Annotated in this window: 26 protein-coding genes, 1 riboswitch and 2 other annotated features; of the genes, 21 read left to right on the top strand and 5 right to left on the bottom strand. The window is 40.0% G+C overall.

What is annotated here, in order from left to right; translation table 11 throughout:
* Nucleotides 1-4: 4 nt before the first annotated feature.
* Entirely contained in the window at nucleotides 5-556 is a 552-nt protein-coding gene (locus tag E2626_RS04075) for a GNAT family N-acetyltransferase (RefSeq protein ID WP_134379947.1), read from the bottom strand.
* Nucleotides 557-841: 285 nt separating this feature from the next.
* A complete protein-coding gene (locus E2626_RS04070) occupies nucleotides 842-1,963 on the bottom strand; it encodes an amidohydrolase (protein WP_134379945.1) in 1,122 nt (373 codons plus the stop codon).
* A gap of 150 nt (nucleotides 1,964-2,113) precedes the next feature.
* Nucleotides 2,114-2,248, top strand: a riboswitch (FMN riboswitch).
* Nucleotides 2,249-2,400: 152 nt separating this feature from the next.
* Between E2626_RS04070 and ribD the strand changes: the two genes are divergently transcribed.
* From ribD to E2626_RS04045, 5 genes are all read left to right on the top strand, one after another.
* Complete coding sequence (gene ribD, locus E2626_RS04065) at nucleotides 2,401-3,492, top strand: bifunctional diaminohydroxyphosphoribosylaminopyrimidine deaminase/5-amino-6-(5-phosphoribosylamino)uracil reductase RibD (RefSeq protein WP_134379943.1); 1,092 nt, start codon at nucleotides 2,401-2,403, stop codon at nucleotides 3,490-3,492.
* Nucleotides 3,493-4,128, top strand: a complete 636-nt coding sequence (gene ribE / locus E2626_RS04060; protein ID WP_134379941.1) for a riboflavin synthase — start codon at nucleotides 3,493-3,495, stop codon at nucleotides 4,126-4,128.
* 23 nt (nucleotides 4,129-4,151) lie between these two features.
* Nucleotides 4,152-5,345, top strand: a complete 1,194-nt coding sequence (locus E2626_RS04055) for a bifunctional 3,4-dihydroxy-2-butanone-4-phosphate synthase/GTP cyclohydrolase II (protein WP_134379939.1) — start codon at nucleotides 4,152-4,154, stop codon at nucleotides 5,343-5,345.
* Nucleotides 5,346-5,357: 12 nt separating this feature from the next.
* Nucleotides 5,358-5,828 carry a 6,7-dimethyl-8-ribityllumazine synthase gene (ribH, locus tag E2626_RS04050; protein WP_134379937.1) on the top strand — a complete coding sequence of 157 codons (471 nt, stop codon included), beginning with the start codon at nucleotides 5,358-5,360 and terminating at the stop codon, nucleotides 5,826-5,828.
* A 213-nt stretch (nucleotides 5,829-6,041) separates the two neighbouring features.
* The gene (locus tag E2626_RS04045) at nucleotides 6,042-7,331 is read left to right on the top strand and encodes an NCS2 family permease (protein ID WP_134379935.1); all 1,290 of its coding nucleotides are present in this window, start codon (nucleotides 6,042-6,044) and stop codon (nucleotides 7,329-7,331) included.
* Between the two features lie 68 nt (nucleotides 7,332-7,399).
* Here the strand turns inward: E2626_RS04045 and E2626_RS04040 are convergent, their stop codons facing one another.
* The gene (locus E2626_RS04040; protein ID WP_134379933.1) at nucleotides 7,400-7,675 is read right to left on the bottom strand and encodes a hypothetical protein; all 276 of its coding nucleotides are present in this window, start codon (nucleotides 7,673-7,675) and stop codon (nucleotides 7,400-7,402) included.
* A gap of 92 nt (nucleotides 7,676-7,767) precedes the next feature.
* On the opposite strand from E2626_RS04040, the gene dapF reads away from it, so the two are divergent.
* From dapF to odhB, 12 genes are all read left to right on the top strand, one after another.
* Complete coding sequence (dapF, locus tag E2626_RS04035; RefSeq protein ID WP_134379931.1) at nucleotides 7,768-8,754, top strand: diaminopimelate epimerase; 987 nt, start codon at nucleotides 7,768-7,770, stop codon at nucleotides 8,752-8,754.
* 89 nt (nucleotides 8,755-8,843) lie between these two features.
* Nucleotides 8,844-9,073: a binding site (T-box leader), on the top strand.
* Nucleotides 9,074-9,099: 26 nt separating this feature from the next.
* Nucleotides 9,100-9,285, top strand: a binding site (T-box leader).
* 41 nt (nucleotides 9,286-9,326) lie between these two features.
* On the top strand, nucleotides 9,327-10,730 hold the full coding sequence (gene trpE, locus E2626_RS04030; RefSeq protein ID WP_341785728.1) for an anthranilate synthase component I: 1,404 nt from the start codon (nucleotides 9,327-9,329) through the stop codon (nucleotides 10,728-10,730).
* Nucleotides 10,727-11,308 (top strand): anthranilate synthase component II, encoded by a 582-nt coding sequence (locus tag E2626_RS04025; RefSeq protein ID WP_134379927.1) that lies wholly within the window; start codon nucleotides 10,727-10,729, stop codon nucleotides 11,306-11,308. Before trpE ends, E2626_RS04025 begins: the two co-directional genes overlap by 4 nt.
* Nucleotides 11,309-12,328, top strand: coding sequence for an anthranilate phosphoribosyltransferase (trpD, locus tag E2626_RS04020; RefSeq protein ID WP_134379925.1), 1,020 nt, complete (start codon nucleotides 11,309-11,311; stop codon nucleotides 12,326-12,328).
* A complete protein-coding gene (gene trpC, locus E2626_RS04015; RefSeq protein WP_134379923.1) occupies nucleotides 12,329-13,105 on the top strand; it encodes an indole-3-glycerol phosphate synthase TrpC in 777 nt (258 codons plus the stop codon). It abuts the gene before it with no gap.
* Nucleotides 13,095-13,694: a phosphoribosylanthranilate isomerase gene (locus E2626_RS04010; RefSeq protein WP_134379921.1), complete on the top strand. Its 600-nt coding sequence runs from the start codon at nucleotides 13,095-13,097 to the stop codon at nucleotides 13,692-13,694. The genes trpC and E2626_RS04010 overlap by 11 nt, the downstream gene beginning before the upstream one ends.
* Before the next feature lies 1 nt (nucleotide 13,695).
* Nucleotides 13,696-14,895, top strand: coding sequence for a tryptophan synthase subunit beta (gene trpB, locus E2626_RS04005; protein WP_134379919.1), 1,200 nt, complete (start codon nucleotides 13,696-13,698; stop codon nucleotides 14,893-14,895).
* Entirely contained in the window at nucleotides 14,895-15,671 is a 777-nt protein-coding gene (trpA, locus tag E2626_RS04000) for a tryptophan synthase subunit alpha (protein ID WP_134379917.1), read from the top strand. Before trpB ends, trpA begins: the two co-directional genes overlap by 1 nt.
* Nucleotides 15,672-15,753: 82 nt before the next feature.
* Nucleotides 15,754-16,425, top strand: a complete 672-nt coding sequence (locus tag E2626_RS03995) for a response regulator transcription factor (RefSeq protein ID WP_134379915.1) — start codon at nucleotides 15,754-15,756, stop codon at nucleotides 16,423-16,425.
* A 47-nt stretch (nucleotides 16,426-16,472) separates the two neighbouring features.
* Nucleotides 16,473-17,822 (top strand): HAMP domain-containing sensor histidine kinase, encoded by a 1,350-nt coding sequence (locus E2626_RS03990; RefSeq protein ID WP_166786731.1) that lies wholly within the window; start codon nucleotides 16,473-16,475, stop codon nucleotides 17,820-17,822.
* Between the two features lie 200 nt (nucleotides 17,823-18,022).
* Complete coding sequence (locus E2626_RS03985) at nucleotides 18,023-20,842, top strand: 2-oxoglutarate dehydrogenase E1 component (protein WP_134379911.1); 2,820 nt, start codon at nucleotides 18,023-18,025, stop codon at nucleotides 20,840-20,842.
* A 14-nt stretch (nucleotides 20,843-20,856) separates the two neighbouring features.
* A complete protein-coding gene (gene odhB, locus E2626_RS03980; protein WP_134379909.1) occupies nucleotides 20,857-22,158 on the top strand; it encodes a 2-oxoglutarate dehydrogenase complex dihydrolipoyllysine-residue succinyltransferase in 1,302 nt (433 codons plus the stop codon).
* Between the two features lie 112 nt (nucleotides 22,159-22,270).
* On the opposite strand, the gene E2626_RS03975 is transcribed toward odhB, so the two are convergent.
* Nucleotides 22,271-22,405, bottom strand: a complete 135-nt coding sequence (locus E2626_RS03975) for a sporulation histidine kinase inhibitor Sda (RefSeq protein ID WP_134379907.1) — start codon at nucleotides 22,403-22,405, stop codon at nucleotides 22,271-22,273.
* A gap of 162 nt (nucleotides 22,406-22,567) precedes the next feature.
* Between E2626_RS03975 and E2626_RS03970 the strand changes: the two genes are divergently transcribed.
* From E2626_RS03970 to E2626_RS03960, 3 genes are read left to right on the top strand one after another with little or no spacing between them, the layout of a single operon-like run.
* Nucleotides 22,568-23,656 (top strand): C45 family autoproteolytic acyltransferase/hydrolase, encoded by a 1,089-nt coding sequence (locus E2626_RS03970; RefSeq protein ID WP_244094236.1) that lies wholly within the window; start codon nucleotides 22,568-22,570, stop codon nucleotides 23,654-23,656.
* Between the two features lie 57 nt (nucleotides 23,657-23,713).
* Nucleotides 23,714-23,917 (top strand): DUF6501 family protein, encoded by a 204-nt coding sequence (locus E2626_RS03965; RefSeq protein ID WP_134379905.1) that lies wholly within the window; start codon nucleotides 23,714-23,716, stop codon nucleotides 23,915-23,917.
* Nucleotides 23,918-23,931: 14 nt separating this feature from the next.
* Complete coding sequence (locus tag E2626_RS03960) at nucleotides 23,932-24,336, top strand: Rok-like winged helix domain-containing protein (RefSeq protein WP_134379903.1); 405 nt, start codon at nucleotides 23,932-23,934, stop codon at nucleotides 24,334-24,336.
* Nucleotides 24,337-24,345: 9 nt separating this feature from the next.
* Here the strand turns inward: E2626_RS03960 and E2626_RS03955 are convergent, their stop codons facing one another.
* Complete coding sequence (locus E2626_RS03955; RefSeq protein ID WP_134379901.1) at nucleotides 24,346-25,134, bottom strand: ion transporter; 789 nt, start codon at nucleotides 25,132-25,134, stop codon at nucleotides 24,346-24,348.
* A gap of 132 nt (nucleotides 25,135-25,266) precedes the next feature.
* On the opposite strand from E2626_RS03955, the gene E2626_RS03950 reads away from it, so the two are divergent.
* Nucleotides 25,267-26,130 carry an ATP-binding protein gene (locus tag E2626_RS03950; RefSeq protein WP_134379899.1) on the top strand — a complete coding sequence of 288 codons (864 nt, stop codon included), beginning with the start codon at nucleotides 25,267-25,269 and terminating at the stop codon, nucleotides 26,128-26,130.
* Nucleotide 26,131 lies beyond the last annotated feature (1 nt).

The raw sequence follows: 26,131 nt of genomic DNA, 5'->3' as shown, positions 1-26,131 counted from the left end.
TTTTTTATGCTTCGAGCGCATTTTCAGCTTCATCCTGATTGCGCATATGAACGAGCGTATATAAATCTTTCGTAATGACATATAAATTAAAAAGATTCTCTTCTTTATTGATTTCATCATACAGTGTTTTATTTGTCTCATTAGCAGAAACAACATAAGGTAGTTTTTCTGCAGCTTTCTGAGATCTGACATTGGCTTTTCTAATACGAAGATAAATATTTTCAATTCCTAAGTCATAAAAAAGCTCACTAAAAAAAGCTTCTTTTGCTGCTTGGTTGTAACCAAGTCCGTGATAAGGTTTGCCGAGCCAGGTGCCAAGAAAACCACTATTATTTTGCATATCAAATAGACTGATCGTACCTGCAGGACAGCTCCATTCGTCTAAAATGGTTCGGGAAATGATCTCACCACGTTCTTCAGCTTCAATCATCTGTTTGATCATGAACATGAGTTCTTCTGAAGAAGATGCTTTTTGTCTGACATAAGGATATACGTCGGGATGCGTCATCAGTTCGAAAAGCGCCTGGCTTTCGTGTACGTCTCGCTTTTTTATCATGGTTGTGCCCTCCTAAAAAAGGGCAGTATCCTGAACGGATCTGTGGTATACCACCCTCGAAATTTTTCATTGCGTTCATAAAAAATTCCGGGGTGGGAATCGAACCCACTAGAACCAGTTTAACAACTGGTGGCGCACCATTTGCCTTCCCTCCATAATAGACTCCTGTGACAGTCTTATGGCATCTTTGTATCGTATGCTTCTTCTACATCTTTGCATTTAAATCATACAAAATAATTTACAGTTTGAGAATAGTTTTTTTGCCTTATTTCAAAAAAAATTTTTTCAATTTTGGTAGACTATTTCACCTTTAATCATTGTGAAAACGGGCGCGGCCATAAAGTGAAGAGGATGCTGACTCCAGAGAACTAAATCTGCTTCTTTTCCAGGTTCGATACTGCCGGTTTTCTGATCAATTCCCAGGTTTCGTGCCGGGTTTATGGTGATCGCCTCCAGAGCTGCCTGAATCGATAACCCTTCTCTGACTGCGATGGCAGCACATACATTCAAATATTGAATCGGTGTGTAAGGATGATCCGTCGTGATTGATACTTCAATATCTGCATCAGAGAGAACCTGATAAGTCTTCCAGGATTTATTTCTCAATTCAACTTTAGATTTCCTGGTGAATGTTGGACCAACACAAACCTTTGCACCTGACCTTTTAACCTCTTCAACAATTAAATGTCCTTCGGTACAGTGCTCTATGCGTAAGTCCAGATCAAACTCTTCTGCCAGGCGGATCGCTGTCACAATATCATCTGCACGGTGAGCATGTATTCTTACTGGTATTTCTTTGTTTAGCGCTTTTTGAAGTGCACTCAGACGCAAGTCATTTGTACCGTCAAAGTTTTTGGCTAAATAGAGCTGTTCTCTCAGCATACCCATGATTCCCATCCTGGTAATTGAGTCATTGGATCCATTAGAATGCATACGCTTAGGATTTTCACCCAGCGCCATTTTTAAGCCTGACTCAGGGTTAACAATCATGGATTGAACAGTTTTCCCATTCGTTTTAATAATAGCGGTGATTCCTCCAATTACATTCGCACTTCCCGGCAGCACATTTACCGTTGTAACTCCATGAGATCTGGCATTCACAAAACCTTCATCCAACGGGTATACACCGTCAATTGCCCTGATGTGAGGTGTCATAGGTTCTATCGATTCATTTGCATCATTACCAGCCCATCCAGTCCCTTCATCATACAGTCCGAGATGCGTGTGGACGTCTATTAATCCGGGTGTTAAATGCTGTCCTGAACAATCGATTACTGTTGCGTCCGCGTGACCTTGAATCGTTTCGCTAACTTCTTTTATGATTCCATCCTCAATTAACACATCTCCATATTGAATCATTGCAGAGGTGATTGGATATACGACTGCATCCTTTAATAAGGTTTTCATCGGACAGCCTCCTTTTAAAATTATTCGTAATCTAATATTACTTTAAGAATTTATAGGAGAAAAGAATTTTCAGAAAGAATCATTGAAAAGAACACTGTTTACTTTACAAATGTAAGAGATATCCGACATAATAGTAAGACAATCGAATATCGTACCTTTCGGGGCAGGGTGGAATTCCCTACCGGCGGTGATGAGAGAATGCTCTTAGTCCGTGACCCGGTGTTACCGGTGGATTTGGTGAAACTCCAAAGCCGACAGTTAAAGTCTGGATGGGAGAAAGGAAATGCGTTTAAACGAACAATTTGAACGCTTATTTCGTTATGACTCAAACTCCCTGAAAATCCGGGAGTTTTTTTATATTCATTTATCGATCATTAAAACTTATGACTTCTGATTGAACGTTCATATACAGGTTTTATTTACGGGAGTTGATTTTTTTGCATGAAAAATGGATGAATACTGCGATCAATCTTGCTAAAGCTGCACAGGGACAAACATCACCCAATCCGGCTGTTGGCAGCGTTGTCGTTAAAAATGGCAGAGTGGTTGGAATGGGTGCTCACCTTAAACCCGGAGAAGCTCATGCTGAAGTTCACGCCCTGACTATGGCTGGTGATCTTGCTGAAGGAGCAACAATTTATGTAACACTTGAACCATGTTCTCATCACGGGAAAACCCCGCCTTGTGCAGACCTGATTATTGAAAAGAAACTGAGAAAAGTCGTGATTGGCAGTGTTGACCCCAACCCTAAGGTAGCGGGTGACGGGATAAAAAAGTTAAAAAACGCAGGAATCGAAGTTATGACAGGTGTCTGTAAAGATGAAACGGATCAGTTGAACGAGTATTTTTTCTATGCGATTAATGAAAAGAAACCTTTCATCACATTGAAGACAGCGATGTCTCTCGACGGAAAAACTGCATCTAATAGCGGGCACAGTAAATGGATTACGGGCCCTGAAGCTAGAGTTGATGTTCATCGAGATCGCCATCTGCATGATGCGATCCTTGTTGGCGTAAATACCGTAATTAAAGATGATCCTTCACTTACTGTCAGGCTGATTGAGGGTGGAATCTCCCCAATAAGAGTCGTGCTGGATACAAACTTATCAATTCCAGCGAATGCCGGATTACTGCACGATTCAGCAGCACCCGTTTTCATCATTTGCGGTAAAAATGCTGATGTGAAAAAAGAAGAATATTTAAATAATCTGAACGGCGTAACTGTAAATAAACTGAATACTGAAGCAGTTGATATTAAAGATGTTTTGACATCATTGTTTAATTCCGATATTCATTCAGTATATGTTGAAGGCGGAAGCGAGGTGCACGCTTCTTTCATTCAGGCGAGAGCAGTAAACAGAATGGTTACTTATATTGCGCCAAAAATGATAACCGGCCGTCTTGCTAAAGGTGTCGTAGGAGGCAGCGGCATTGAAACGATGGAAGACGCTTTCGAACTGAAAATTGACAGTGTTGAAATGGTTGGGACTGATATGAAGGTAATTGCTACACCTAAGGGAGATGAATAAATGTTTACAGGTTTAATTGAGGAAGTAGGAACAATCCATAACCTTCAAAAAGGTAAAAATTCGATGATATTAACGATTACCTGCAGTAAAGTGATAAAAGATGCGGGGATTGGTGACAGTATATCGATTAATGGCGTGTGCCTTACTGTAACCGAACTGGCAGATCATCGATTCTCAGTTGATGTAATGCCTGAAACGATGAAATCCACTACGCTGCATGAATTAACAAAAGGCTCAAAAGTAAACCTTGAACGTGCCATGGCTGCAGGTGGACGATTTGGAGGCCACTTTGTATCAGGCCATGTGGATGGAACAGGTATCATACAGTCAATGAAAAAAGAAGAGAATGCCATTTATATATACATTCAGGCACCGGACGAATTGATGAAATATTTTATGATGAAGGGATCTGTTGCAGTAGATGGTACATCATTAACGATATTTGATGTTAAAAACAATGCGTTTATGATTTCCCTTATACCTCAAACAGCAGAGGACACGATTATCGCTTCTAAATCCCCCGGCAGTAAAGTTAATATTGAATGCGATATGATCGCTAAATATGTACAAAATCTAATGCAGCCTCAGCAAAGCGGTATTGATGCAGCATATTTAAAAGAAAATGGGTTTATGTGAGTGACATAGTAGGAGGAAGAGACATGTTTAACACAATAGAAGAAGCATTAGAAGATTTAAGAATTGGAAAGCCGGTCATTGTAGTAGACGATGAAGACCGTGAAAATGAAGGAGATTTTATCGGTTTATCGGAAAAAGCGACTCCTGAAATGATTAACTTCATGATCACCGAGGGACGTGGCCTTGTATGTACACCTATTACGGAAGAACGGGCTGAAGAACTGCAGTTAAAACCTATGACTGATACAAATACTGATTCCCACGGCACTGCTTTTACTGTCAGTGTGGATCATAGAGACACGACTACGGGGATCAGCGCCCCTGAACGTGCGCTGACTGTTAGAGAATTAATTAACGAGAAGGCCAACCCGGCAGACTTTAAAAGACCTGGGCATATCTTTCCGCTCGTGGCAAAAAAAGGCGGGGTGCTGAAACGTGCAGGACATACAGAAGCTGCTGTTGACCTGGCATTACTCAGTGGTTCAAAGCCGTCTGGTGTCATTTGTGAAATCATTAATGAAGATGGCACAATGGCAAGAGTACCTGAATTGCAAAAGATCGCGAAGAAATTTGATCTTAAAATGATTACGATTGAAGACTTGATCGCATTTCGAAGAATGAAAGAACAGCTTGTAAAAAGAGAAGTTGAGACATTTATGCCGACTGAATTTGGTGAATTTCAAGCTGTAGCCTATACTGAAATCCTGACCGGTCAGGAGCATGTTGCCCTTGTAAAAGGTGATATTAAAGCCGGTGAACCGGTTCTGGTAAGAGTGCACTCAGAATGTCTGACTGGTGACGTGTTCGGATCAAACCGCTGTGATTGCGGACCTCAGCTTTATGCTGCACTATCTCAAATTGAGCGTGAAGGCAATGGTATCCTGTTGTACATGAGGCAGGAAGGACGCGGGATCGGACTTGTCAACAAACTGAAAGCCTATAAGCTTCAGGAAGAAGGTCTTGATACGGTTGAAGCAAATCATAAGCTCGGGTTTGCTGCAGACCTTAGAGACTATGGTATAGGCGCACAGATTTTGAAGGATCTCGGCGTTACAAAAATGCGCTTATTAACAAACAATCCAAGAAAAATTGCAGGAGTAAGAGGATACGGACTTGAAGTAGCAGAACGTGTAGCAATACAAATGCCAACTAAAGAGCAAAATGCGAAATACTTAGAAACAAAAAAATCTAAACTTGGACATATGCTTAATTTATAGGAGGAATTTATGATGAAAAAAGTTTACGAAGGACATTTATCTGGATCAGGACTGAAAGTAGCAATTGTAGTGAGCAGATTCAATGAATTTATTACAGGCAAACTACTAAGCGGTGCTGAAGATGCGCTTAAAAGACATGGTGTAGAAGAATCAGATGTATCAGTTGCCTGGGTACCAGGTGTATTTGAAATTCCGGTTGTAACACAGCGACTTGCTAAGTCAGGAAAATACGATGCAGTCATTACACTAGGTACAGTTATCAGAGGAGCTACACCACATTTTGAATACGTGAGCAGTGAAGTATCAAAGGGTGTTGCTAAAGTCGCACTTGATGAAGGTATGCCAGTGATTTTTGGTGTACTGACAACTGATACAATTGAACAGGCGATTGAACGTGCAGGTACAAAAGCCGGTAATAAAGGATGGGAAGCTGCCACTGCGGCAATTGAAATGGCAAGCTTGTTCAAAAGAATGGACGTATAAATCATATTTATCAACCGTGCAGGACCATTTCTCCGCTTTCCGCGAAATGGTCCTGCATTTTTATAATGTCGTCAAAACAGGGCTAAAAATTTTATTGCATAAGTGAATAAGTGATGACAGATAGCTGAATCCGTCGTATAATGTACACTTGTGGCTCGCCGTTTTGCGGTTTGAGCGGGTAGGGAGAGGGCGCTTGCAAAGGCAGGCTATATAATGAAATCAGGAGGATTTTTCGAGTTAGAACAACATGGCACTTCAGTAAGAAAAGAAGTGACAGCAGGTGTGATCGGATTTTTTACAATCGTGTATATCGTAGCAGTAAATGCACTGATTTTGTCTGAATCCGGGATGCCTTTTGAAGGCGCTGTGATCGCGACGATTGCGGTAAGTGCATTGGGATGTATTCTCATGGCGGTGATTGGAAAGGCACCAATCATCCTTGTTCCGGGAATGGGAATCAATGCAATGTTTACTTACACCCTGGTCCAGTCAATGGGCTTTACGTGGCAAGAAGCATTGACCATCGTTACATTTTCAGGAATACTTTTTATTGCAGTTGCCTTCACGAAACTTTCAGGAGTGTTGAGCGAAGCAATTCCCCAGTCGTTAAAAGATGCAATTACAGTAGGACTTGGTTTCTTCCTATTGCTCATTGGGCTTGAAAAAGGAGCTTTGGTCATTCAGGGAGAAAATTCGATTCTGGCTATTGGTCATTTTAATGAACCCCAGGCGCTGGCGACGATTATTACGCTTTTATTCGCTCTCGTACTATTCATCAAGAATGTACCCGGTCATTTTCTGTGGACGATTCTTTTCGGGACCGGTCTTGCTTTTATCATGAACATTACACCTGATAGTGCGGGCAGTTCGAGTATAACAGCGGACTCTGTAGTCTGGTTCCAGCTATCATTTGAAAGCTGGCTTCAAATTCCATTTTGGATTGCAGTTTTTTCCATGACAATGGTTCTTGTATTTGAAAACATTGGTCTGGTCCATGGACATACTGCATTTATTAAGAGACCTGAAAAATATTCAGGTGCACTGAAAGCCAATGCATTATCTGCATTCAGCTCAGGGCTTCTTGGGTCAAGTCCAACAGTTTCAACGGTTGAATCAACTGCAGCAATGGCAGCAGGCGGTCGTACGGGGTTAACATCGCTTACTGTAGGTGTATTATTCATCGCATCTGCAGCGTTTATTCCTTATATGGGATATATTCCGGATCATGCAATCGCACCTATCCTGATGATTATCGGGATTCTGATGATACAACAGATGAGACATATGAATATGGAAGATTTCACTGAATCCATTCCATCGATTATGCTGATCGTCATGATTCCCTTTACTTACAGTATTGCGGATGGTATCGCGATTGGTTTCATTCTTTATCCACTATTAAAATTTGTGACTGGCAGATGGAAAGAAATCACCACGCCACTACTCATTATCTCAATTTTATTCCTTGTGTATTTTATTCTTCATTTCTTACCGGGAATTTGATAAAATATAGATCATTAACGGGGCTGTCATTTGACAGCCCCGTTAATTTAGCTAATGAATAAAATTTATCATTCAGCAAGCTCCGGTATAAACTTCTTCTGGATTTTAATATATCTTTTCATTTCAGCTCCAAGTTTTCCTCTGATCCCTTTATACGGCGACGCAGCTGCAAGATGAGCCGGAGATGGAAAAATGCCAATGTCGTTCATTTCAACATCAACCACGCCAAGATAAACTATTTCTTTTAGCCATCTGATTTGAACTTCTACACTGATCAGATAACCTCTTTCTATTTTCGTTACTTCTATCAATTCAAATCGAAACTTCACATCATCCTGATTCAATCATGATCCTCCTCGCACCGAACAAGACTGATTGCATGAAAACGCAATTTATGGCATTGTATTTAAAACAATGTATTTAAGGAGTTGTCGTGATGATACCAGCAATTCAGTCTCATGGTTCTAAAAACAATTTTATCATAATAGATGAAAAAGATATTCCATTCCAGACCTCAGATCTTTTAAGAGAGAGCTGGACAAAAATATTATGTGAAGATACGCAAACAGATGGTATTCTGTTTATTTCAGATAGTTTGAGCGCACAAGCAAAAATGAGGGTATTCAATTCAGATGGATCAGAAGCGTCGATGTGTGGGAATGGACTAAGATGTGCAGCGAGATATATTGCCGAACGGGATCAGTTAGACTCTTTTCAAGTAGAAACGATGAAAGCACACCTTCGTGTCGAACAGGTCGATGAGTTATATGGTGACATACCAACTTACTCAGTAGAGATATCACCTATTCTATTTAACCTTGATTCACTGCCGCTTCGCCTCGAAGAGAAAAGCGAGTTAGTGCTTGAGCCGGTTCCAGAGTGGGAAAAGGATTGTCTTTTTACAGCTCTTGCTGTACCAAACCCGCATATTATTACAAATGTTCCAGTAGATTTAATTAATTCCGATCATCAGGAGAAGCTTGCTTCGTCTTTCAATCACAACAATCAGTGGTTCTCTGATGGTGTAAATGTCAGTTACGTAGTAGAACTGGATGAAGGAGAATTTTTTGTCAGAACTTTTGAACGCGGTGTCGGGTTTACGAATGCTTGCGGTACTGCGATGTCTTCTTCAAGTCTGGTCCAGGTACTTGCCGGTAAATGGGAACCGGGTGTCCCGATCAATATTTTCAATGATGGAGGCCGCGTGAAATGTGTGATTCATAAACAAAATGACCATTATGACCATATTGATTTAATCGGAAATGCAACATTTACTCATCATATGAAGTTAAAGCTTACAGATACAGGGGAAGCTTATCTTCAATCAATCACAGAAACGGGCGAAGATCATTTGTATGAAAAAATGGCAGAAGCGTCCAGAGACTATTTAAAAAAGAAAGCTCCGGCACTAAACATTCGCTAAAACGAACAATTCAGATTTGTGAAAAAAGTCGACACTTTTGGGTTGACTTTTTTTCTAATCACCTTTATTATCAAAAACAATATCATTTGTTTAACGCGATGAAGGAAAGTAGTAACACTGATTTCTTTTCAAGAGAGCTGGTGGTTGGTGAAAACCAGTAAAGAAAAAGTGCGAATGGATTCCCGAGCACCTGTCTGAACAATAAGTAGGAACAGGCGGTTCGTCACCGATAGCTGACGGCGGAGACATAACGTCCCGCAACGAGTGGGTTTCTTATTGAAATCAATGAAGGTGGTACCACGGGCTTCCCGTCCTTTTTTACAGGACAGGAAGCTTTTTTATATGGGGAAATCGATGATCAGGAAGAGTATGCAGTGAGCACAGAACAGAGAGCCTGCGGCTGGTGGAAGCAGGACTGTAGCACTGTCAGAATGGACCTGTGAGTGAATACGGCTGATGCCCGATACAGCATAATGAGAGGGAGTATACACTCCAAAAGAGGTGGCACCGCGGTTATGAACCGTCCTCCGTACAGATTATTTCTGTGCGGAGTTTTTTTATTCTTAGAAGAGGTGAGAGAGTTGAGAACAGAAGAGAAGAGATATGCAGTAAAAACAATTGCAGGAGACGCATTGACGCCAATTTCAATTTTCCAAAGCATACATGGCAGAAAAAAATGTTTACTGGAAAGTTCATTAAAACATGAGGAATCAGGTAGATACTCATTTATTGCCGCAGATCCATTTGCTGAGTTAATAGGGATCAATGGCCAGGCGATATTTGAGTACCCGTCTAATAAACAGAAGCCTTTTGATGGAAAGCCAGTTTCTCTGTTAAAAGAGCTAATTGAACAATATAGAATTGATACGAACGAAAGCCCGGTAGCCGGTGGTGCGATTGGTTATATCGGTTATGATGAGGCTGCATCGTATGAAGATGTAGGAAAAACGCCTGCTGATAAACTGAACATGCCGGACACACACTTAATGTTATACAGCACCATTATCAGTTACGATCATAAAAGACATGAAGTGACGATCTTTACGTTTGATCCTGATCAAAGAAATTCAGCTGATGAATTGGAAACAAAAATAGATGAGCTGGTCAGCCAGATTTTTGATTTCAGCAGAGTCAGTCTGCAGCCTGAGCAAACTGAAATTTTGCATTATCAATCCAATATGGCAAAAGAAACGTATGAAAAACATGTAGAAGAAGCAAAAGAATATATTCGTGCGGGTGATATTTTTCAAATTGTACTTTCTCAAAGGCTGAGTGCACCCTTTAACGGATCGCCATTTTCATTTTATCGGAATTTAAGAAAAGATAATCCTTCGCCTTATATGTTTTATATAGATTTTGAAGATTATATTGTGTTAGGTGCGTCACCTGAAAGTTTAATAAAAGTGAATGACAAACATGTAACAACAAACCCGATTGCCGGAACCAGAAAAAGAGGCAAAACCGAACTGGAAGACCAGCAGCTTGCAGAAGAACTATTAAATGACGAAAAAGAATGTGCTGAGCATAAAATGCTCGTAGATTTAGGAAGAAATGATCTTGGCAGAGTTTGTGAAACAGGGTCAATTACACTGTCGAAATTTATGGTCATTGAGAGATATCAGCATGTCATGCATATTGTGTCAGAAGTAAAAGGAATTTTAAAACCTGAGATAAATGGTTTAGACGCACTAATCGCCGCTTTACCGGCAGGTACTGTTTCGGGAGCACCTAAGATCCGTGCGATGCAGCTGATCAATCATTTTGAACCGGTAAAACGAGGCGTATACGCTGGAGCTGTCGGATATGCAGGCTTCAATGGCGCACTTGACTTTGCGCTTGCAATCAGAACCATGGTCATTAAAGATCAGACAGCACATGTACAGGCAGGGGCGGGTATTGTGTATGATTCAGTGCCTGAAAGTGAATATGAGGAAACATTAAATAAAGCAAAATCGCTGCTGGAGGTGGGACGATGATTGTGTTAGTTGATAATTATGATTCGTTCACTTATAACCTCTACCAGTATTTAAGCGAATATGATGAGGTAAAAGTCATTAGAAATGATCAGTTTACAATAGATGAGCTCAGAGCTTTAAACCCGGATTTAATTGTCCTTTCACCAGGACCCGGACACCCGGATGAAGCCGGAAACTGTATTGAAACAGTTAAAGTACTGGGACCAAAGATCCCAATTATCGGTATTTGTCTCGGACACCAGGCAATTGGTGCAGCATATGGCGCGAAAGTGATCAGAGCTAAAAATATTATGCATGCGAAAGAGTCAGTCATTCAACATGACAGAACAGATATCTTTGGTCAGGATGAAGTCATTCGTGTGATGAGATACCATTCTTTAGTGATTGAACAGGAAAGCTTGCCTGATTCGCTAAAACCGATTGCTTTTTCAGCAGACGATCAGGAAATTATGGCGGTGATTCATCATACTGACCCTGTATTAGGTCTTCAATTTCATCCGGAATCAATTGGTACTGATCACGGTAAGAAGTTGCTGAAACAATGCACAGATTTTATTACAGCGAGGGAGAGAGTTTAGATGAGACAGTATATTGAGCTAGCAGAGCAGAGCATTCACTTAACCGAAAGTGAAATGATAGAAGCAGGAAGACTGATGTTTGATCATGAAACGAACCAGGAAGACATTCAGCGTTTTCTGCTGGCATTGAAAGAAAAAGGTGAGACTTCTGATGAGATCAGCGGACTTGTGATGGCAGTGAAAGAAATCGCAGGCTCTTATGAAACAACAGCAGAAAATATTATTGATAATTGTGGTACCGGTGGTGATGGATCGCAAAGTTTTAATATTAGTACATGTGCTGCATTTGTGATCGCCGGTGCTGGGATTCCTGTAGCAAAACACGGTAATAGAAGCATTTCGAGTAAAACGGGAAGTGCGGATGTGCTTGAGCATCTCGGTGTAAGACTTGATTTTAATAAAGAAGAAGCAAAAGAATTGCTTGAAAAATATCAGATCACTTTTCTATTTGCACCACATGTACACAGTGGAATTAAAAATGTAATGAAAGCCAGAAAAGCTCTAGGTGTTCCGACGATATTTAATTTGATCGGTCCATTGACGAACCCGGTAAATCTGTCTTCTCAAATGATTGGAATATATCGTAGAGATATGATTCATACAATGGCGCTTGCGATGAAGAAAACCGGAAGAAAACGAGGCGTAGTTTTAAACGGTGCCGGCCATATGGATGAAGCATCTCTTGCGGGGACGAACTACCTTGCACTACTGGAAGGTGATGAAATAAACGAATTTACACTACACCCTGAGGAGCTGGGCCTGTCAGTCATTCCGAATGAAGAAATTAAAGGCGGAGATTCAAAAGAGAATGCTGAAATTTTGTTATCTGTGCTGTCGGGAGAAGACTCAGTTTACCGACAGACAGTCGTGCTTAATGCAGGGATCGCTTTATTTGCATCTGGAAAAGTAAAGTCGATTAGAGACGGGATCACAGAAGCAGAGAAAAGTATTGATTCAAAATCAGCATTGGATAAGTTAAACAAGCTGATCGATTTCAGTAAGAAGAAAGCGGTGGTCTAATTGACAATTCTGGATACAATTATCGAAAAAAAGAAAGAAGAACTAAAAGATTACCCGTCAGTTTATTCGACTGACCATATAAACCCGCTCCCATTTCATATTCATAACAAGGATTACATGGGTGTCGTTGCAGAAATCAAAAGGGCTTCCCCATCAAAAGGACTCATTAATCCAGATATGGATCCGGTTGTCCAGGCAAAAATTTACGAGGAAAATGGCGCGTCTGCCATCTCGGTACTGACAGATGAATCCTTTTTCCAGGGTTCTTTTGATGACTTGAAAGCTGTTGCTGAAGCGGTTAATATTCCGGTTCTTTGTAAAGACTTTATGATTGATAAAAAGCAGATTGACAGAGCAGCAAATGCCGGTGCATCGATCATCCTGCTCATTGTCGCTGCATTAACAGACGAGGAGTTAAATGAACTATACCAGCACGCTAAGTCATTAAAATTATCCGTGCTCGTAGAAGTTCATAATCAAGATGAACTTCAGCGTGCTCTTCGTGCGAATGCAGAAATTATTGGTGTAAATAACCGTAACCTTAAAACGTTTGAAGTAGATCTGAAAATAAGTGAAAAGCTCGGAGAAATCATTACTGAAGCTGGATTATCTTTTGTCAGTGAGAGTGGAATTTTTTCATCTGAAGATGCAAAAAAAGCTGCAGATACAGGTGCATCAGCTGTACTGGTAGGCGAGTCATTAATGAAAACAGATAAACCTGGAGATTTGCTGAAATCTTTACAGGTTCCACTGAAGCGTGATCTGCATGCTCGTTAAAATATGTGGACTGATGAATCGTGAAGATGTTGATGCAGCAGTCAAGAGTGGTGCAGATTATGTAGGCTTTATATTTGCTGAAAGTAAACGAAAAATATCATTTGAACAGGCTGCTCATATAAGCAAGGATGTTCCACCTTCCGTGTTAAAAGTTGGAGTCTTTGTTAATCCAACACTTGATGAAATTCAGCAAGCTGTTGAAACAGTAAAGCTGGATCTGATTCAACTTCACGGAGAAGAAACACCGGATTTTTGCGACTCAATGCCAAGACCTGTTATAAAAGCTTTCAGCATAAGAGACCAATCGGATATTGTCAGCATGCAATTGTATCAGGTGAAGCATATTCTGGCAGATGCACCGGGGGCGGATTACCGGGGAGGAAGCGGCCACACATTTGACTGGTCAATTCTAAAACAGACTGATCAGCAATTTATTCTTGCCGGGGGATTAACACCGGAAAATGTTTCAAAAGCTATCAGTGAAACATCACCCATTGGTGTTGATGTCTCGAGCGGTGTAGAAACGAATCTTCAAAAAGATCATTCAAAAATACATGCATTCATAAAAGAAGCAAAGAGGAGCTGTTAGCATGACAACTTATACTCAGCCGGATCTCAATGGACAGTTTGGACAATTTGGCGGTCGTTTTGTACCTGAAACACTGATGCAGTCAGTCATTGACCTTGAACAGGCATACAGAGATGCAAAAGAAGATCCTGATTTTCAAAAAGAACTGAATCACTATTTGAAAGACTATGTTGGCAGAGAAACGCCGCTTTATTATGCTGAAAATCTGACAAAAAAAATAGGCGGTTCTAAGATTTATCTTAAAAGAGAAGATTTAAATCATACCGGTGCGCACAAAATTAATAACACAATCGGTCAGGCGCTTCTGGCTGTTAAAATGGGGAAACGGAAAATTGTCGCTGAGACAGGTGCAGGGCAGCATGGCGTTGCAACTGCTACCGTATGTGCCCTGCTTAATTTAGAATGTGTCATTTTTATGGGAAAAGAAGACATTAGAAGACAGGAATTGAATGTCTTCCGAATGGAGCTGCTCGGCGCTAAAGTCGAATCAGTTTCTCAGGGAAGCGGGACATTAAAAGACGCTGTCAACGAAGCAATGAGATACTGGGTCGCAAACGTTGAAGATACACACTATATCATCGGTTCTGTGCTGGGACCTCATCCATTTCCTGAAATGGTACGTGATTTCCAGAGTGTAATTGGAACTGAAACAAAAAAACAGATCATTGAAAAAGAAGGACGACTCCCTGATGAAATCATTGCCTGTATTGGTGGTGGAAGCAATGCGATCGGGATGTTTTACCCATTTATTAATGAGTCAGATGTTAAATTAACAGGTGTTGAAGCTGCAGGTTCGGGTGTTCATACGAATAAACATGCTGCAACGCTTACTGCCGGCGAAGTTGGCATTTTGCACGGATCAATGATGTACCTGCTGCAAAATGAAGATGGACAGATACAGGAAGCACATTCAATATCTGCCGGCCTTGATTATCCGGGCGTTGGTCCTGAACATAGTTATTTACATGAAATTAAAAGAGTGAAATATGAGTCAATCACGGATGATGAGGCTCTTGAAGCACTTCAGCTGCTCTCAAAAACGGAGGGAATTATTCCTGCACTAGAGAGTGCTCATGCCGTATCAGAGGCTGTTAAGAAAGCAAAAAATGGCAGTGCTGAAGACATCATTGTGATTTGCTTATCAGGACGCGGGGATAAAGATGTTAATACAGTTAAAGCAGCGCTGGAGGATGAAAAATAATGGGAAAAACGGATATCAAACATGCAATTGAACAAATCAATGAACAGGGATCTAAAGCATTTGTTCCTTATATTATGGCCGGTGATCCCTCAATTGAGGAATTGAAAGACCAATTAATCTTTTTGCAGGAAAGCGGTGCTACTGTCATAGAACTTGGTATCCCTTTTTCAGATCCTGCAGCCGACGGCCCTGTTATACAGGAAGCCGGGAAACGGGCATTGAAGAACGGAGCCTCACTTCATAAAGTTCTCGAGGCACTGACTTCATTAAAAGATGTACTTACCGTTCCAATCGTTTTAATGACGTATATTAACCCTATGTATAAATACGGCTTAAATAAAGTCTTCACTGATATTGAACAGGCAGGAGTATCAGGCTTAATCATACCTGATCTGCCTTATGAGCAGAATTCCCTGATCAGTCAATATATCAGTCAAACTGACCTTGCATTGATTCAGCTTGTTACTTTAACCAGCCCGGAATCCAGGATTAAAACATTAGCAGAAGCTTCGGAAGGCTTTCTTTATGCAGTATCCGTTACGGGGACCACTGGAGAGCGCGCAAATATTAGTGACAAACTTGAGAACTTTATTAAACGGCTTAAAAACTACAGCTCAGTACCTGTCCTGGCAGGATTCGGGATTTCAACTCCTGAACAAGTAAAGGAAATCTCTTCATTTAGTGATGGTGTCATTGTTGGCAGTAAGATTGTTGATTTGCAATTTAAAAAACAACAGAAAGATATAGAAAAACTGATACATGCAGCAGTTAAATAAAGAACATTAACCGGTTTCCTGTGAGGAAACCGGTTTTTGATATAGAATAGAATGTACAATCACTTTAAAAGGTGGCGGTCAGATGGAAAATCGTATTTTAGTTATAGAAGATGAAAAGAACCTGGCAAGGTTTATTGAGCTAGAATTAAAGTATGAAGGATATAAAGTTGTAACAGAGTATGATGGAAGAGACGGATTAAACAGAGCGCTCACTGAATCATTTGATTTGATTCTGCTGGATTTGATGCTTCCGTCACTCAGCGGGATGGAAATCTGCAGAAGAATCAGGCAGTCTGAAGATATGCCAATTATAATGATTACAGCTAAAGACGGTGTCATGGATCGGGTATCGGGTCTGGACAGTGGAGCAGACGATTATATTGTGAAGCCGTTTGCGATAGAAGAACTGCTTGCGAGGATGCGTGCGTTAACCAGAAGAACAGGAAAAGATACTCAGGATACTCTGAATCATAAGGACCTGATCTTAAAATCAAAATCATACAAAGTGGAAAAAGACGGTGAAGAGATTCCTTTAACAAAAAAAGAATTTGATCTTTTAAAAATGCTGCTTGAAAATAAAGATATTGTCCTGACGAGGGACAGGATCATTGAAAAAGTATGGGGCTATGATGCCGATGCCGAAACAAATGTTGTCGATGTTTATATTAGACACCTAAGAAATAAGATTGACCCGGATCGGCCTTCTGAATATATTGAAACTGTTCGTGGAACCGGTTACGTGATAAGAACATGAATAGACTAAGTGTTAGTTGGAATAAACTATCTATCAGGTGGAAATGGATGCTATCAGCTTCAGCAACAATTTTTCTTGCATTCACATGCTTCAGTGTCATATTAATTGTCGCGATGAGTCAGTGGATGATTCAGGAGGAAAGAAATACGCTGACAGAGGTTCTGACAGATTTGAAAGATTTTTATGAGAATAGAAACCCTCTCGTTACAACTAACGAAATTAACGAAGGGAGAGAACTGGCAGAACAAATTTATGAAAGAGGTCAAGTCATTCATTTTTATAATGAGGATGGTTTTGAAATCTATCAGATTCAGCGTTCTGAAACAAACCTCTCAGTCCCTTTCATCCGGGTATCAGATACAGATATTTCCAGAGAAAGACTAAATGGCACTTCAGCTTTGGTAGGCAGAACGCCTGTAAACTCTAATGGGTTTAGTGGATATATTGAAATTATACATCCACTGAATGCGTATACAGCTCAATTAAACTACATGATTTTTTTATCAATGATTCTTCTGATTGCGGCTCTCCTATTCAGCTCATATGCTGCATATCTTCTATCAGGTTCTTTCATCAAGCCGATTACACAGCTCGGGAGAACGATGAAAAAAACACAGGAAGAGGGTTTTCAGCGCCAGCTCCCAGAACCTGCTTACCAGGATGAAGTAGGAGGGTTAATCGAAATATTTAACGATATGATGGCAGAACTTGAAAAAAACTTTATCAAACAAAAACAGTTCACTGAAGACGCTTCACACGAAATGAGAACACCTCTGCAAATTATTGAAGGTCATTTGAACCTCATTCAGCGATGGGGAAAAAAGGATCCGGATATACTCGAAGAATCGCTGGAAATATCTTTGCAGGAAATAAATCGTATAAAAAAATTAGTAAGTGATCTGCTGATGTTGTCCAGGGCAGACAGAGAGCTGCAGCTTGAAGAAGTAGTACCTGCCGATTGTGACAAAGTGATCATGGAAACTACGAATAAAATGAAGGCAATATATGAAAATCGTGAATTTGTAGTAGAAACAACCAAAGGACAAGCGTCTATAGAAGCCGGACATCTCGAACAAATATTAATTATTTTTATTGAGAACGCGGTTAAATATTCTTCTCAAGATAAAAAAGTATTGGTAACAGGTATTAAAAAAAGTGAGAAATATGAGATTACGATTGAAGATTATGGAGATGGCATACCCGAAGAAAACCTTCCATTTATTTTTGACAGATTCTACAGAGTTGAGAAGTCACGAAGCCGTGATATGGGTGGTAATGGGTTAGGATTATCTATCGCTAAAAGATTGCTCGAAATGTATGGAGCAGATGTTAAAGTTGATAGTAAGCCTGGACACACTGTCGTAAAATTAAGTATTTTGTCAGCTGAAGAGGGGTGAAAAGCTCCTCAATATCGAGTTTGTATTCATTTTTTAATGCATAAAATTTTGAAAAAATCGATCGAAACGCTTTAACTCGTTCCTTTACAGTGATAAAATGGCTCTGTAAGCGTTTTAGCTCTCTATAATTACTATATTTACATAGCAAATCCCCTTATGACGATTAAGGTGATTTGTCCAATACGTTGGAGGTTTTCAAAATGAGAAAACAGTCGGAGCAGCAGAATCCATCAGAGTTAACTTTTTCAGGCCCAAACCTGGGCTATATGATGGAAATGTACGACCTTTATCAAGAAGACCCATCTCTTGTTGATGAAGAATTACAGCAATATTTTAAAGAAAATGGCTCTCCGTACAAAGAGAAGTCGAAACAATCCGAAGTAGCGATTGAAGGAACTGATTACAGCAAAGTAATTGCTGCAGTTCAGCTTGCAGAAAATATCCGTTCTTACGGACATCTTGCTGCTGATATAAATCCGCTTCATGACAAGAAGAAAGACACAGAAAGAATTGACCTGGAGAGTCACAACCTGACTAAGGAAGACTTAGAGAAAATTCCGGTTGATGTTCTGATTGAAAATTCTACTGATGAAGTAACGAATGGATATGAAGCCATTGAATATTTAAGAAAAATGTACACGAAAACAATTGCTTTTGAATATTCACATGTCCATGATCGAAAAGAGAAAAAATGGCTGAAAAATTACATTGAATCCGGTTCACTGGACGCAAAGATTCAGGATGAAAAGAAAAAAAGTATCTTAAAAAGACTTGTAGAAGTAGAAGGATTTGAAAGTTTCGTTCACAAGACGTTTGTCGGACAAAAACGTTTTTCTATCGAAGGTTTGGATACAATGGTTCCACTGCTGGATGAGATCATTCAATTTACGGTCGAAAAAGGTGCATCATCTATTAATATTGGTATGGCACACCGAGGCCGTTTGAATGTACTTGCTCACGTACTGGAAAAACCTTATGAGATGATTTTTGCTGAGTTTCAACACGCTCCAAGTAAGGATTTGATTCCGTCTGAAGGCTCTACCGGCATTACATACGGTTGGACAGGAGATGTGAAATACCACCTTGGAGCTGACCGGAATGTCAGCAAAGACGAAGCAAAAACGCGTGTAACTCTTGCAAACAACCCGAGCCACCTTGAAGTAGTAAGTCCAATTGTAGCGGGGTATACAAGAGCTGCTCAGGAAACTCGCACGAGTGCAGGGATACCTGATTTGGAAGAACAGGCTTCTTTGGCTATTATGATTCACGGGGATGCAGCATTTCCTGGACAGGGTATAGTTGCAGAAACACTGAACATGAGTCAGCTGAGAGGCTACCATACAGGCGGATCGATCCACATCATTGCTAATAATATGATTGGTTTTACAACTGAATCATTTGATTCGAGATCTACAAGATATGCCTCTGATACTGCAAAAGGTTTTGAAGTACCGATTATCCATGTTAATGCTGATGATCCTGAAGCATGCCTGGCAGCAGCCATTATGGCAAGTAAATATCGAGCGGAATTTGGTAAAGACTTTGTAATTGACCTGATCGGCTACAGACGTTTCGGTCATAACGAAATGGATGAACCAATGGTCACAAATCCTGATTTATATCAGTATATTAAAACACATGATAATGTTCGTAAACTGTATCAGGAAAAATTAATTTCTAATCAGACTCTGTCTGAAGATGAAGCTGAAAAAATAATCGAAGAAAATACAGCTAAACTGCAAAAAGCTTATGATACAGTACCTAAATCAGAAAAAGATCCGGATACTGATATGAACCCTCCTGAAGATGTACAATCTATGCTTTACGATATTTCAACAGCTGTCGAATACGACAGGCTGAAGAAACTGAATGAAGACTTATTAAATTTCCCAGAAGGATTTAATATCTTTAAAAAGCTGGAAAAAATTCTTCAGAGAAGAAATGATCCTTTTGAAAAAGATGGTAAAGTTGACTGGGCACATGCAGAAACTTTAGCTTTCGGAAGTATTATTCAGGATGGTACACCAATCCGTTTAAGCGGACAGGATTCCCAGCGCGGTACTTTTGCGCACAGACACCTTGTTTTACATGATGAAAAAAATGGAGAAGAACTAACACCGCTTCATCATATTTCTGATGCAAATGCTTCATTCTGTGTATACAACAGCCCGTTAACTGAGGCTGCAGTCGTAGGGTTTGAATATGGATACAACGTATTCTCAAAAGAAACACTCGTTCTGTGGGAAGCCCAGTACGGCGACTTTGCGAATATGGCACAGGTGATGTTTGATCAGTTTGTATCATCAAGCCGTGCTAAATGGGGTCAAAAATCCGGTCTAGTCATGCTGCTCCCACACGGCTATGAGGGTCAGGGTCCTGAACACTCTTCAGGAAGAATGGAAAGATTTTTGACACTAGCTGCAGAAAACAACTGGACAGTTGCAAACCTGACAAGTTCAGCGCAATATTTCCATATTCTTAGAAGACAGGCTGCGATTCTTAAAAAAGAAGAAGTCCGGCCGCTAGTCATCATGACGCCAAAAAGCCTGTTGAGACATCCAATTGTATCACGGAGTGTTGAAGAACTTTCTGAAGGCGGTTTTTCACCTATTTTAGAACATCCTTCACTTGGTAAAAAGGAGGATGCCGTAGAAAGAGTTGTCCTTTCATCCGGTAAAGTAGGTATCGATTTAATTGAACGCGCAGAAAAAGAAGACAATAACGACTGGCTACATCTGGTTCGTGTTGAAGAACTCTATCCATTCCCAATGGAACAGCTTGAAGAAGTCTTCAGCCGTTATAAGAACTTAAAAGAAATTATCTGGGTACAAGAAGAACCAAAGAACATGGGGGCATGGACATTCGTAGAGCCGCGCCTGAAAGATCTTGCACCAGAAGGATCTGAAGTATCTTATATAGGCAGACGCCGCCGAAGCAGCCCAGCTGAAGGCGACCCGACAGTACACAAAAAAGAACAGCAGCGTATACTTGAAAAATCAGTCGTAAAAGGGAAAGAATAGAGGAGGAAGACACAGTGGCAGAAATTAAAGTTCCAGAATTAGCAGAATCAATTACAGAAGGTACCATTGCACAATGGCTAAAACAGCCAGGTGATGAAGTTGAAAAAGGTGAATACATCGTTGAACTTGAAACCGACAAAGTTAACGTAGAAGTAATTTCTGAAGAAGCGGGCGTCATAAAAGAACTAAAGGCTGAAGAAGGCGACACTGTTGAAGTTGGACAGGTAATCGCGATTGTTGAAGCTGGAGAAGGTGGCGGAGATACATCTTCAGAAGATAAAAAAGCTGAGGAATCTAAGTCTGAAGAAAAATCTAAAGAAAAATCTGAACCTGAAGAAAAGCAAGAGAAGGAAGAGAAATCTTCAGATGAGAAAGAAAAACAACAAGATGAAAAACAGGAAAGTACTGGCAAAAAAGAACGTACAATTGCTTCACCTTCAGCCCGTAAGCTTGCCCGTGAAAAAGGAATTGACTTGTCTGACGTTTCAACTGTTGATCCAATGGGACGTGTCAGAAAACAGGATGTTGAAGCGCATGGATCTGAAAAGCAGGAGAAAAAACAGGAAGCTGCACCTAAAAAACAGGATGCACCCGCTGCGAAGAAAGATGACGGTAAGCCAGTGACCAGAGAAAAAATGTCACGCAGACGTAAAACAATTGCAAACCGTCTGGTAGAAGTACAACAGACAGCTGCTATGCTGACGACATTTAATGAAATCGACATGACGAATGTGATGGATCTTAGAAAACGTAAAAAAGATAAGTTTAATGAAACACATGATGTGCGACTTGGATTTATGTCATTCTTCACGAAGGCAGTTGTGGCAGCACTTAAGAAGTATCCTTATGTGAATGCAGAGATTGATGGTGAAGAAATTGTATTGAAGCACTATTATGATGTTGGAGTTGCAGTATCTACTGAAGATGGTCTGGTCGTTCCTATTGTTAGAGACTGTGACCGTAAAAACTTTGCAGAGATTGAACAGGAAATTGTTAATCTTGCAAAAAAAGCAAAAAATAAAAAGCTTCAGCTGAGTGATTTACAGGGTGGCTCATTTACGATCACAAATGGTGGCGTATTCGGTTCATTGCTGTCGACCCCGATCCTGAATGGTCCACAGGTAGGTATTCTGGGTATGCATACAATTCAGCTTCGGCCAGTAGCAATTGATGCAGAAAGAAGCGAAAACCGTCCAATGATGTATATTGCGATGTCTTATGATCACCGTATTATTGATGGTAGTGACGCTGTAGGTTTCCTTAAAATGGTGAAAGAACTATTAGAAAACCCTGAAGACCTATTACTAGAAGGTTGATTATATTAGAAAAAGGTTTGTCCAATCAGTTCTTGGACAAACCTTTTTTTATCAACAGGCTCAGTGAAACAAAGAAGAACACGCAGTATTTGAAGCTGCGTGTTCTTCATACCTATTTTCGATGTCTGCCGGCGAATATGCCTCTTTTTTGAATTTCTTTTTTTAAAATCACCTGTGTATCGTGTTCTCCATGTTTCTCAGCGTCCCGATAAGCAGAAATAAGCTGTTCGTTACTCAAAATTTTCAATGGATAGAACCTCCTTAGTGATTACTTTAATGGAATATTCTAAACTTTCCATTAACGATATTATACTTGCTACATATATGATCTTCAACATAAAATCAGAGATGTTATCCAATTGTTATATTTCCGTATTGAAACTGGAAAGAAACTTCGAGCTGAATCATAATGAAGCTAAAAGGACATGGTGCTGTTATGCAGAAATTTCATATTGACGTGATTAAGGGAAAAGGATCTTATTATCAGCTGGGCCAGAGAGCAGGGGCACTTTTTCAACAGACTCCACTCTATCAAACTCATTTAAAAAGAAGAGAAAGTTCAAAAAAAGCATATCAGCTTGACAGGATAAAAGCTGAATCATATATTAAAGCATTTGCTCCGGGTTTGTGGGATGAACTATACGGACTAAGCAGTGAATTAAAATGGCCTTTTGAAGATGTAGTTCACGAGTACTCGGGGTGGCAACAGGATTGGAAAAAGTCAGGCTGCTCAGTCCTGATGAAAAATGGTTTCTTTGTCAGAAATTATGATTATCACCCTAAGACTTATGAAGGACGGTTAATGATCTGGCAGCCGGATAATGGTTATGCTTCAATTGGAGTAGCAGGAAGAATGATCGGCAGAATAGACGGGATGAATGAAAAAGGTCTGTGTGTGGGATTCCACTTTGTTAATCGAAAAAATCCAGGTGAGGGTTTCACCTGTTCAGTCATTGCAAGATTTCTTCTGGACAGTTGTGCTACTACTCAGGAAGCTGTAAGTATGTTGAAAGAAATTCCTCATCGTCACGCTTTTAACTATACTGTTTTTGATGCACAAGGTAATCACGCAATCGTTGAAGCTTCACCGCTTGGAGTTGCAATAAGACCTCAGATCACAGATATCGCCTGTACAAACCATTTTCAAACAGCTGAGAAAGTGAATGAAAACCGGTATCAGCTGAAAGAATCTAAAGCAAGGCTCCAAAACATCTATGATCAATCAGCATTCACAGATACGGCGATAGAAGCTTTTTATCGTTTTAATGATCCAACGTACGGAATTTTTAAAAAGAATTACGGCAGCTGGTCTGGAACCATTCATACAGTTGTGTATGATCCGATCCATTTGAATGTGATCTTTGGGGCGGGAGAAAATGCAGTTCCGCTTACAATTAATTTTAAAGACTGGCTTGCAGGAGAAAGATATCCTGTTACGAAGATCTTTGGAGAAGTTGATACCGGGGAGCAGTTCAGTCATGTGAATAGAAGTTCTTAACATTCACCAATTTTAGCGATATACTAGCAATAAAGATAAATGAAAGGGGTTTGATCCATGATTCATCTAGATTGGGAAAACCGGGAGACAATTAAACAAGTTAAGTGTGTACATGACAATGCAGCGAAATATGTTGTTAACAATGTACTGACAGTCGGTAAAACGTATGAAGTTAAAAATGAGACTGAAGAGTTTATTTTTATTATTGACAACACTGGAAAAGTAGGCGGCTTTTATAAAGACTACTTTGAAGAGGCTTAAGGAGATCACAGCAAATGTTTGATGAAAGAGCAGCTTTAAAAATTCGCCTTGAACAAATGGCAGATTCAGAATTAAGAATTCTTCAGGAATTCAAAAATGAACGAGAAAACATTTTGCAAAGGCTGAGAGAGTTAGATCAATCAGCAACTGTTAATATGACTGATGCTGATCAACCTATTAATCAAGCTAAAATTCCTAAACCTATTAACGTCGGTAAATCTAAAAAAATGCATGCAGCCGCTCTGGAAATTCTTCAAAATCAGCTGGAACCGGTAAAGGGTACGGATATACAGAAATTTGTAGAAGATAAAACCGGTTACAAAGTTGCGAATATGACAACTTTCATGCGAACGATTCAACGAAAGTACCCTGACGTTAGAAAATTGGATAGAGGGCTGTATATATACGAAAAAGAGTAAGGCTGAGCCTTACTCTTTTTGACTTTTAATTAAAGCTTTAATTTCTTCGAGTTCTTTTTGGACCTGTGCTAACTTTACTTCTTCCGGTGAAGGTCTGTTTTCTTTATCTGCTTCTTCAACGTTATTTACGACGACCCCTACAAAAAGATTAAAGATCACAAATGTTCCTATCAAAACGAATGTGACAAAATACCACCAGGATGTAGGATCTTCCGCAAGTATCGGTCTCATAACTCCACTGGCCCATGACTCAAGTGTAACGACTTGAAACAGGGTTAAGAAAGAGCTGTGAAGGCTTCCAAAATATTCAGGTGCTATTTCACTATATAACATAGTTCCAATAACCCCGTAAATATAAAAGAAAATACCGAGCAGCAACAGAATTGTCCCCATAGAAGGTATTGTCATCAAAAGGGCATTAACCATTTTTCTGAGAGAAGGAATAACTGAGATCGTTCTGAGGACTCTTAAGACACGCAGAATACGCAGCACTGTCACATAATGTCCACCCGTGATTAAGTGTCCGCTGGCTACTATGAGAAAATCGAAAACGTTCCATGGTTCTTTGAAAAACTGTTTCAAAGAAGGGGCAGCGATTAATCTGATTATTATTTCTATCGTAAAGAGCCACAAAAGAACTCTGTCAGCCGCAATAAAAAGATCAGTGTAGGTGTTGAATATAGAAGGGTAGGTTTCAAGACCAATTAATACTGCATTAAATAGGATTAAACTGATAATCACCGCATTAAATAAACGATGCTCAGCTACTGAGGCAAGCCGAGACTTCATTTGATTCATCTATGTATAACTCCTTTCACTCCAGTCTCCATTTTACATATTCTTTTTAAATGTGTCTAACCTCAAGAGTTGATTAACAAACAAAAAGAACGATACAATTAGATATTGAAGTCAAAGAAAAGGATGATTCAAATGCAACTTTCAGAAAATATTAGACATTTAATAGAAAGCAGCCCCAAAGGAGATCCCGATCAACAAGGAAGAATCGGGTCCGGAGGCTATACTGCAGAAGATGATACTGTATTTCAAGATGTAATGATCGGTCTATCCCTTCAAAAAAACATTTTACTGAAAGGGCCAACCGGCTCTGGTAAAACAAAGCTTGCTGAAAGTGTCAGCTATACTTTTAAACAGCCAATGTACAGCATTAATTGTTCGGTTGATCTTGATGCTGAAGCCATGCTTGGGTTTAAAACTATTGAGCAGATGGACGGTCAAACTGCTATCACATTTGTAGAAGGACCAGTTATTCAGGCAATGAAAAAAGGTCACATCCTCTATATTGATGAAATTAACATGGCCAAACCGGAAACACTGCCAATATTAAACGGAGTACTTGATTACCGCCGCACAATTACGAACCCGTTCACAAACGAAGTAATAAAAGCCGCTGACGGATTTAAAGTGGTTGCTGCAATTAATGAAGGTTATATAGGGACAGTTCCTTTGAATGAAGCGCTAAAAAACAGATTTATAGTCGTAGATGTTCCCTATATTAAGGGAGAAACATTAAAGAGCGTATTAATTGAACAAAGCTCATTAAAAGATGAAGTTATCATTGACCAGTTCGTACAGTTATCAGCAGATCTTTTTACACAAGTACAAAATGGACAGGTTTCAGAAGAGGCTGCTTCTATCCGTGCGCTGCTGGATACGTGCGATCTGTCTATATACATGCCCCCTAAAAGAGCAATCCAGAGAGGTATTATTGATAAGCTTGAAGATGATAGAGAAAAATCTGCTGTAAAAAATATCGCTGAAACAATCTTTGAGTGAG

Origin of the sequence: Jeotgalibacillus salarius (assembly GCF_004405125.1) — a bacterium.
Classification (GTDB): Bacteria; Bacillota; Bacilli; order Bacillales; family Jeotgalibacillaceae; genus Jeotgalibacillus; species Jeotgalibacillus salarius.
This window is presented reverse-complemented; position numbering and strand designations above follow the sequence as displayed.

What these genes read in the sequence shown, in the direction of transcription:
- E2626_RS04010 (WP_134379921.1), top strand. Translation starts at nt 13,095, where the DNA reads ATGCTCGTTAAAATATGTGGACTGATGAATCGTGAAGATGTTGATGCA.
- E2626_RS03950 (WP_134379899.1), top strand. Translation starts at nt 25,267, where the DNA reads ATGCAACTTTCAGAAAATATTAGACATTTAATAGAAAGCAGCCCCAAA.
- trpB (WP_134379919.1), top strand. Translation starts at nt 13,696, where the DNA reads ATGACAACTTATACTCAGCCGGATCTCAATGGACAGTTTGGACAATTT.
- E2626_RS03965 (WP_134379905.1), top strand. Translation starts at nt 23,714, where the DNA reads ATGATTCATCTAGATTGGGAAAACCGGGAGACAATTAAACAAGTTAAG.
- dapF (WP_134379931.1), top strand. Translation starts at nt 7,768, where the DNA reads ATGATACCAGCAATTCAGTCTCATGGTTCTAAAAACAATTTTATCATA.
- E2626_RS04055 (WP_134379939.1), top strand. Translation starts at nt 4,152, where the DNA reads ATGTTTAACACAATAGAAGAAGCATTAGAAGATTTAAGAATTGGAAAG.
- E2626_RS03985 (WP_134379911.1), top strand. Translation starts at nt 18,023, where the DNA reads ATGAGAAAACAGTCGGAGCAGCAGAATCCATCAGAGTTAACTTTTTCA.
- E2626_RS03990 (WP_166786731.1), top strand. Translation starts at nt 16,473, where the DNA reads ATGCTATCAGCTTCAGCAACAATTTTTCTTGCATTCACATGCTTCAGT.
- ribE (WP_134379941.1), top strand. Translation starts at nt 3,493, where the DNA reads ATGTTTACAGGTTTAATTGAGGAAGTAGGAACAATCCATAACCTTCAA.
- E2626_RS04045 (WP_134379935.1), top strand. Translation starts at nt 6,042, where the DNA reads ATGAAATCAGGAGGATTTTTCGAGTTAGAACAACATGGCACTTCAGTA.
- E2626_RS04070 (WP_134379945.1), bottom strand. Translation starts at nt 1,963, where the DNA reads ATGAAAACCTTATTAAAGGATGCAGTCGTATATCCAATCACCTCTGCA.
- trpA (WP_134379917.1), top strand. Translation starts at nt 14,895, where the DNA reads ATGGGAAAAACGGATATCAAACATGCAATTGAACAAATCAATGAACAG.
- trpD (WP_134379925.1), top strand. Translation starts at nt 11,309, where the DNA reads ATGAGACAGTATATTGAGCTAGCAGAGCAGAGCATTCACTTAACCGAA.
- E2626_RS04025 (WP_134379927.1), top strand. Translation starts at nt 10,727, where the DNA reads ATGATTGTGTTAGTTGATAATTATGATTCGTTCACTTATAACCTCTAC.
- E2626_RS03955 (WP_134379901.1), bottom strand. Translation starts at nt 25,134, where the DNA reads ATGAATCAAATGAAGTCTCGGCTTGCCTCAGTAGCTGAGCATCGTTTA.
- E2626_RS03970 (WP_244094236.1), top strand. Translation starts at nt 22,568, where the DNA reads ATGAAGCTAAAAGGACATGGTGCTGTTATGCAGAAATTTCATATTGAC.
- E2626_RS03960 (WP_134379903.1), top strand. Translation starts at nt 23,932, where the DNA reads ATGTTTGATGAAAGAGCAGCTTTAAAAATTCGCCTTGAACAAATGGCA.
- ribH (WP_134379937.1), top strand. Translation starts at nt 5,358, where the DNA reads ATGAAAAAAGTTTACGAAGGACATTTATCTGGATCAGGACTGAAAGTA.
- E2626_RS03995 (WP_134379915.1), top strand. Translation starts at nt 15,754, where the DNA reads ATGGAAAATCGTATTTTAGTTATAGAAGATGAAAAGAACCTGGCAAGG.
- E2626_RS04075 (WP_134379947.1), bottom strand. Translation starts at nt 556, where the DNA reads ATGATAAAAAAGCGAGACGTACACGAAAGCCAGGCGCTTTTCGAACTG.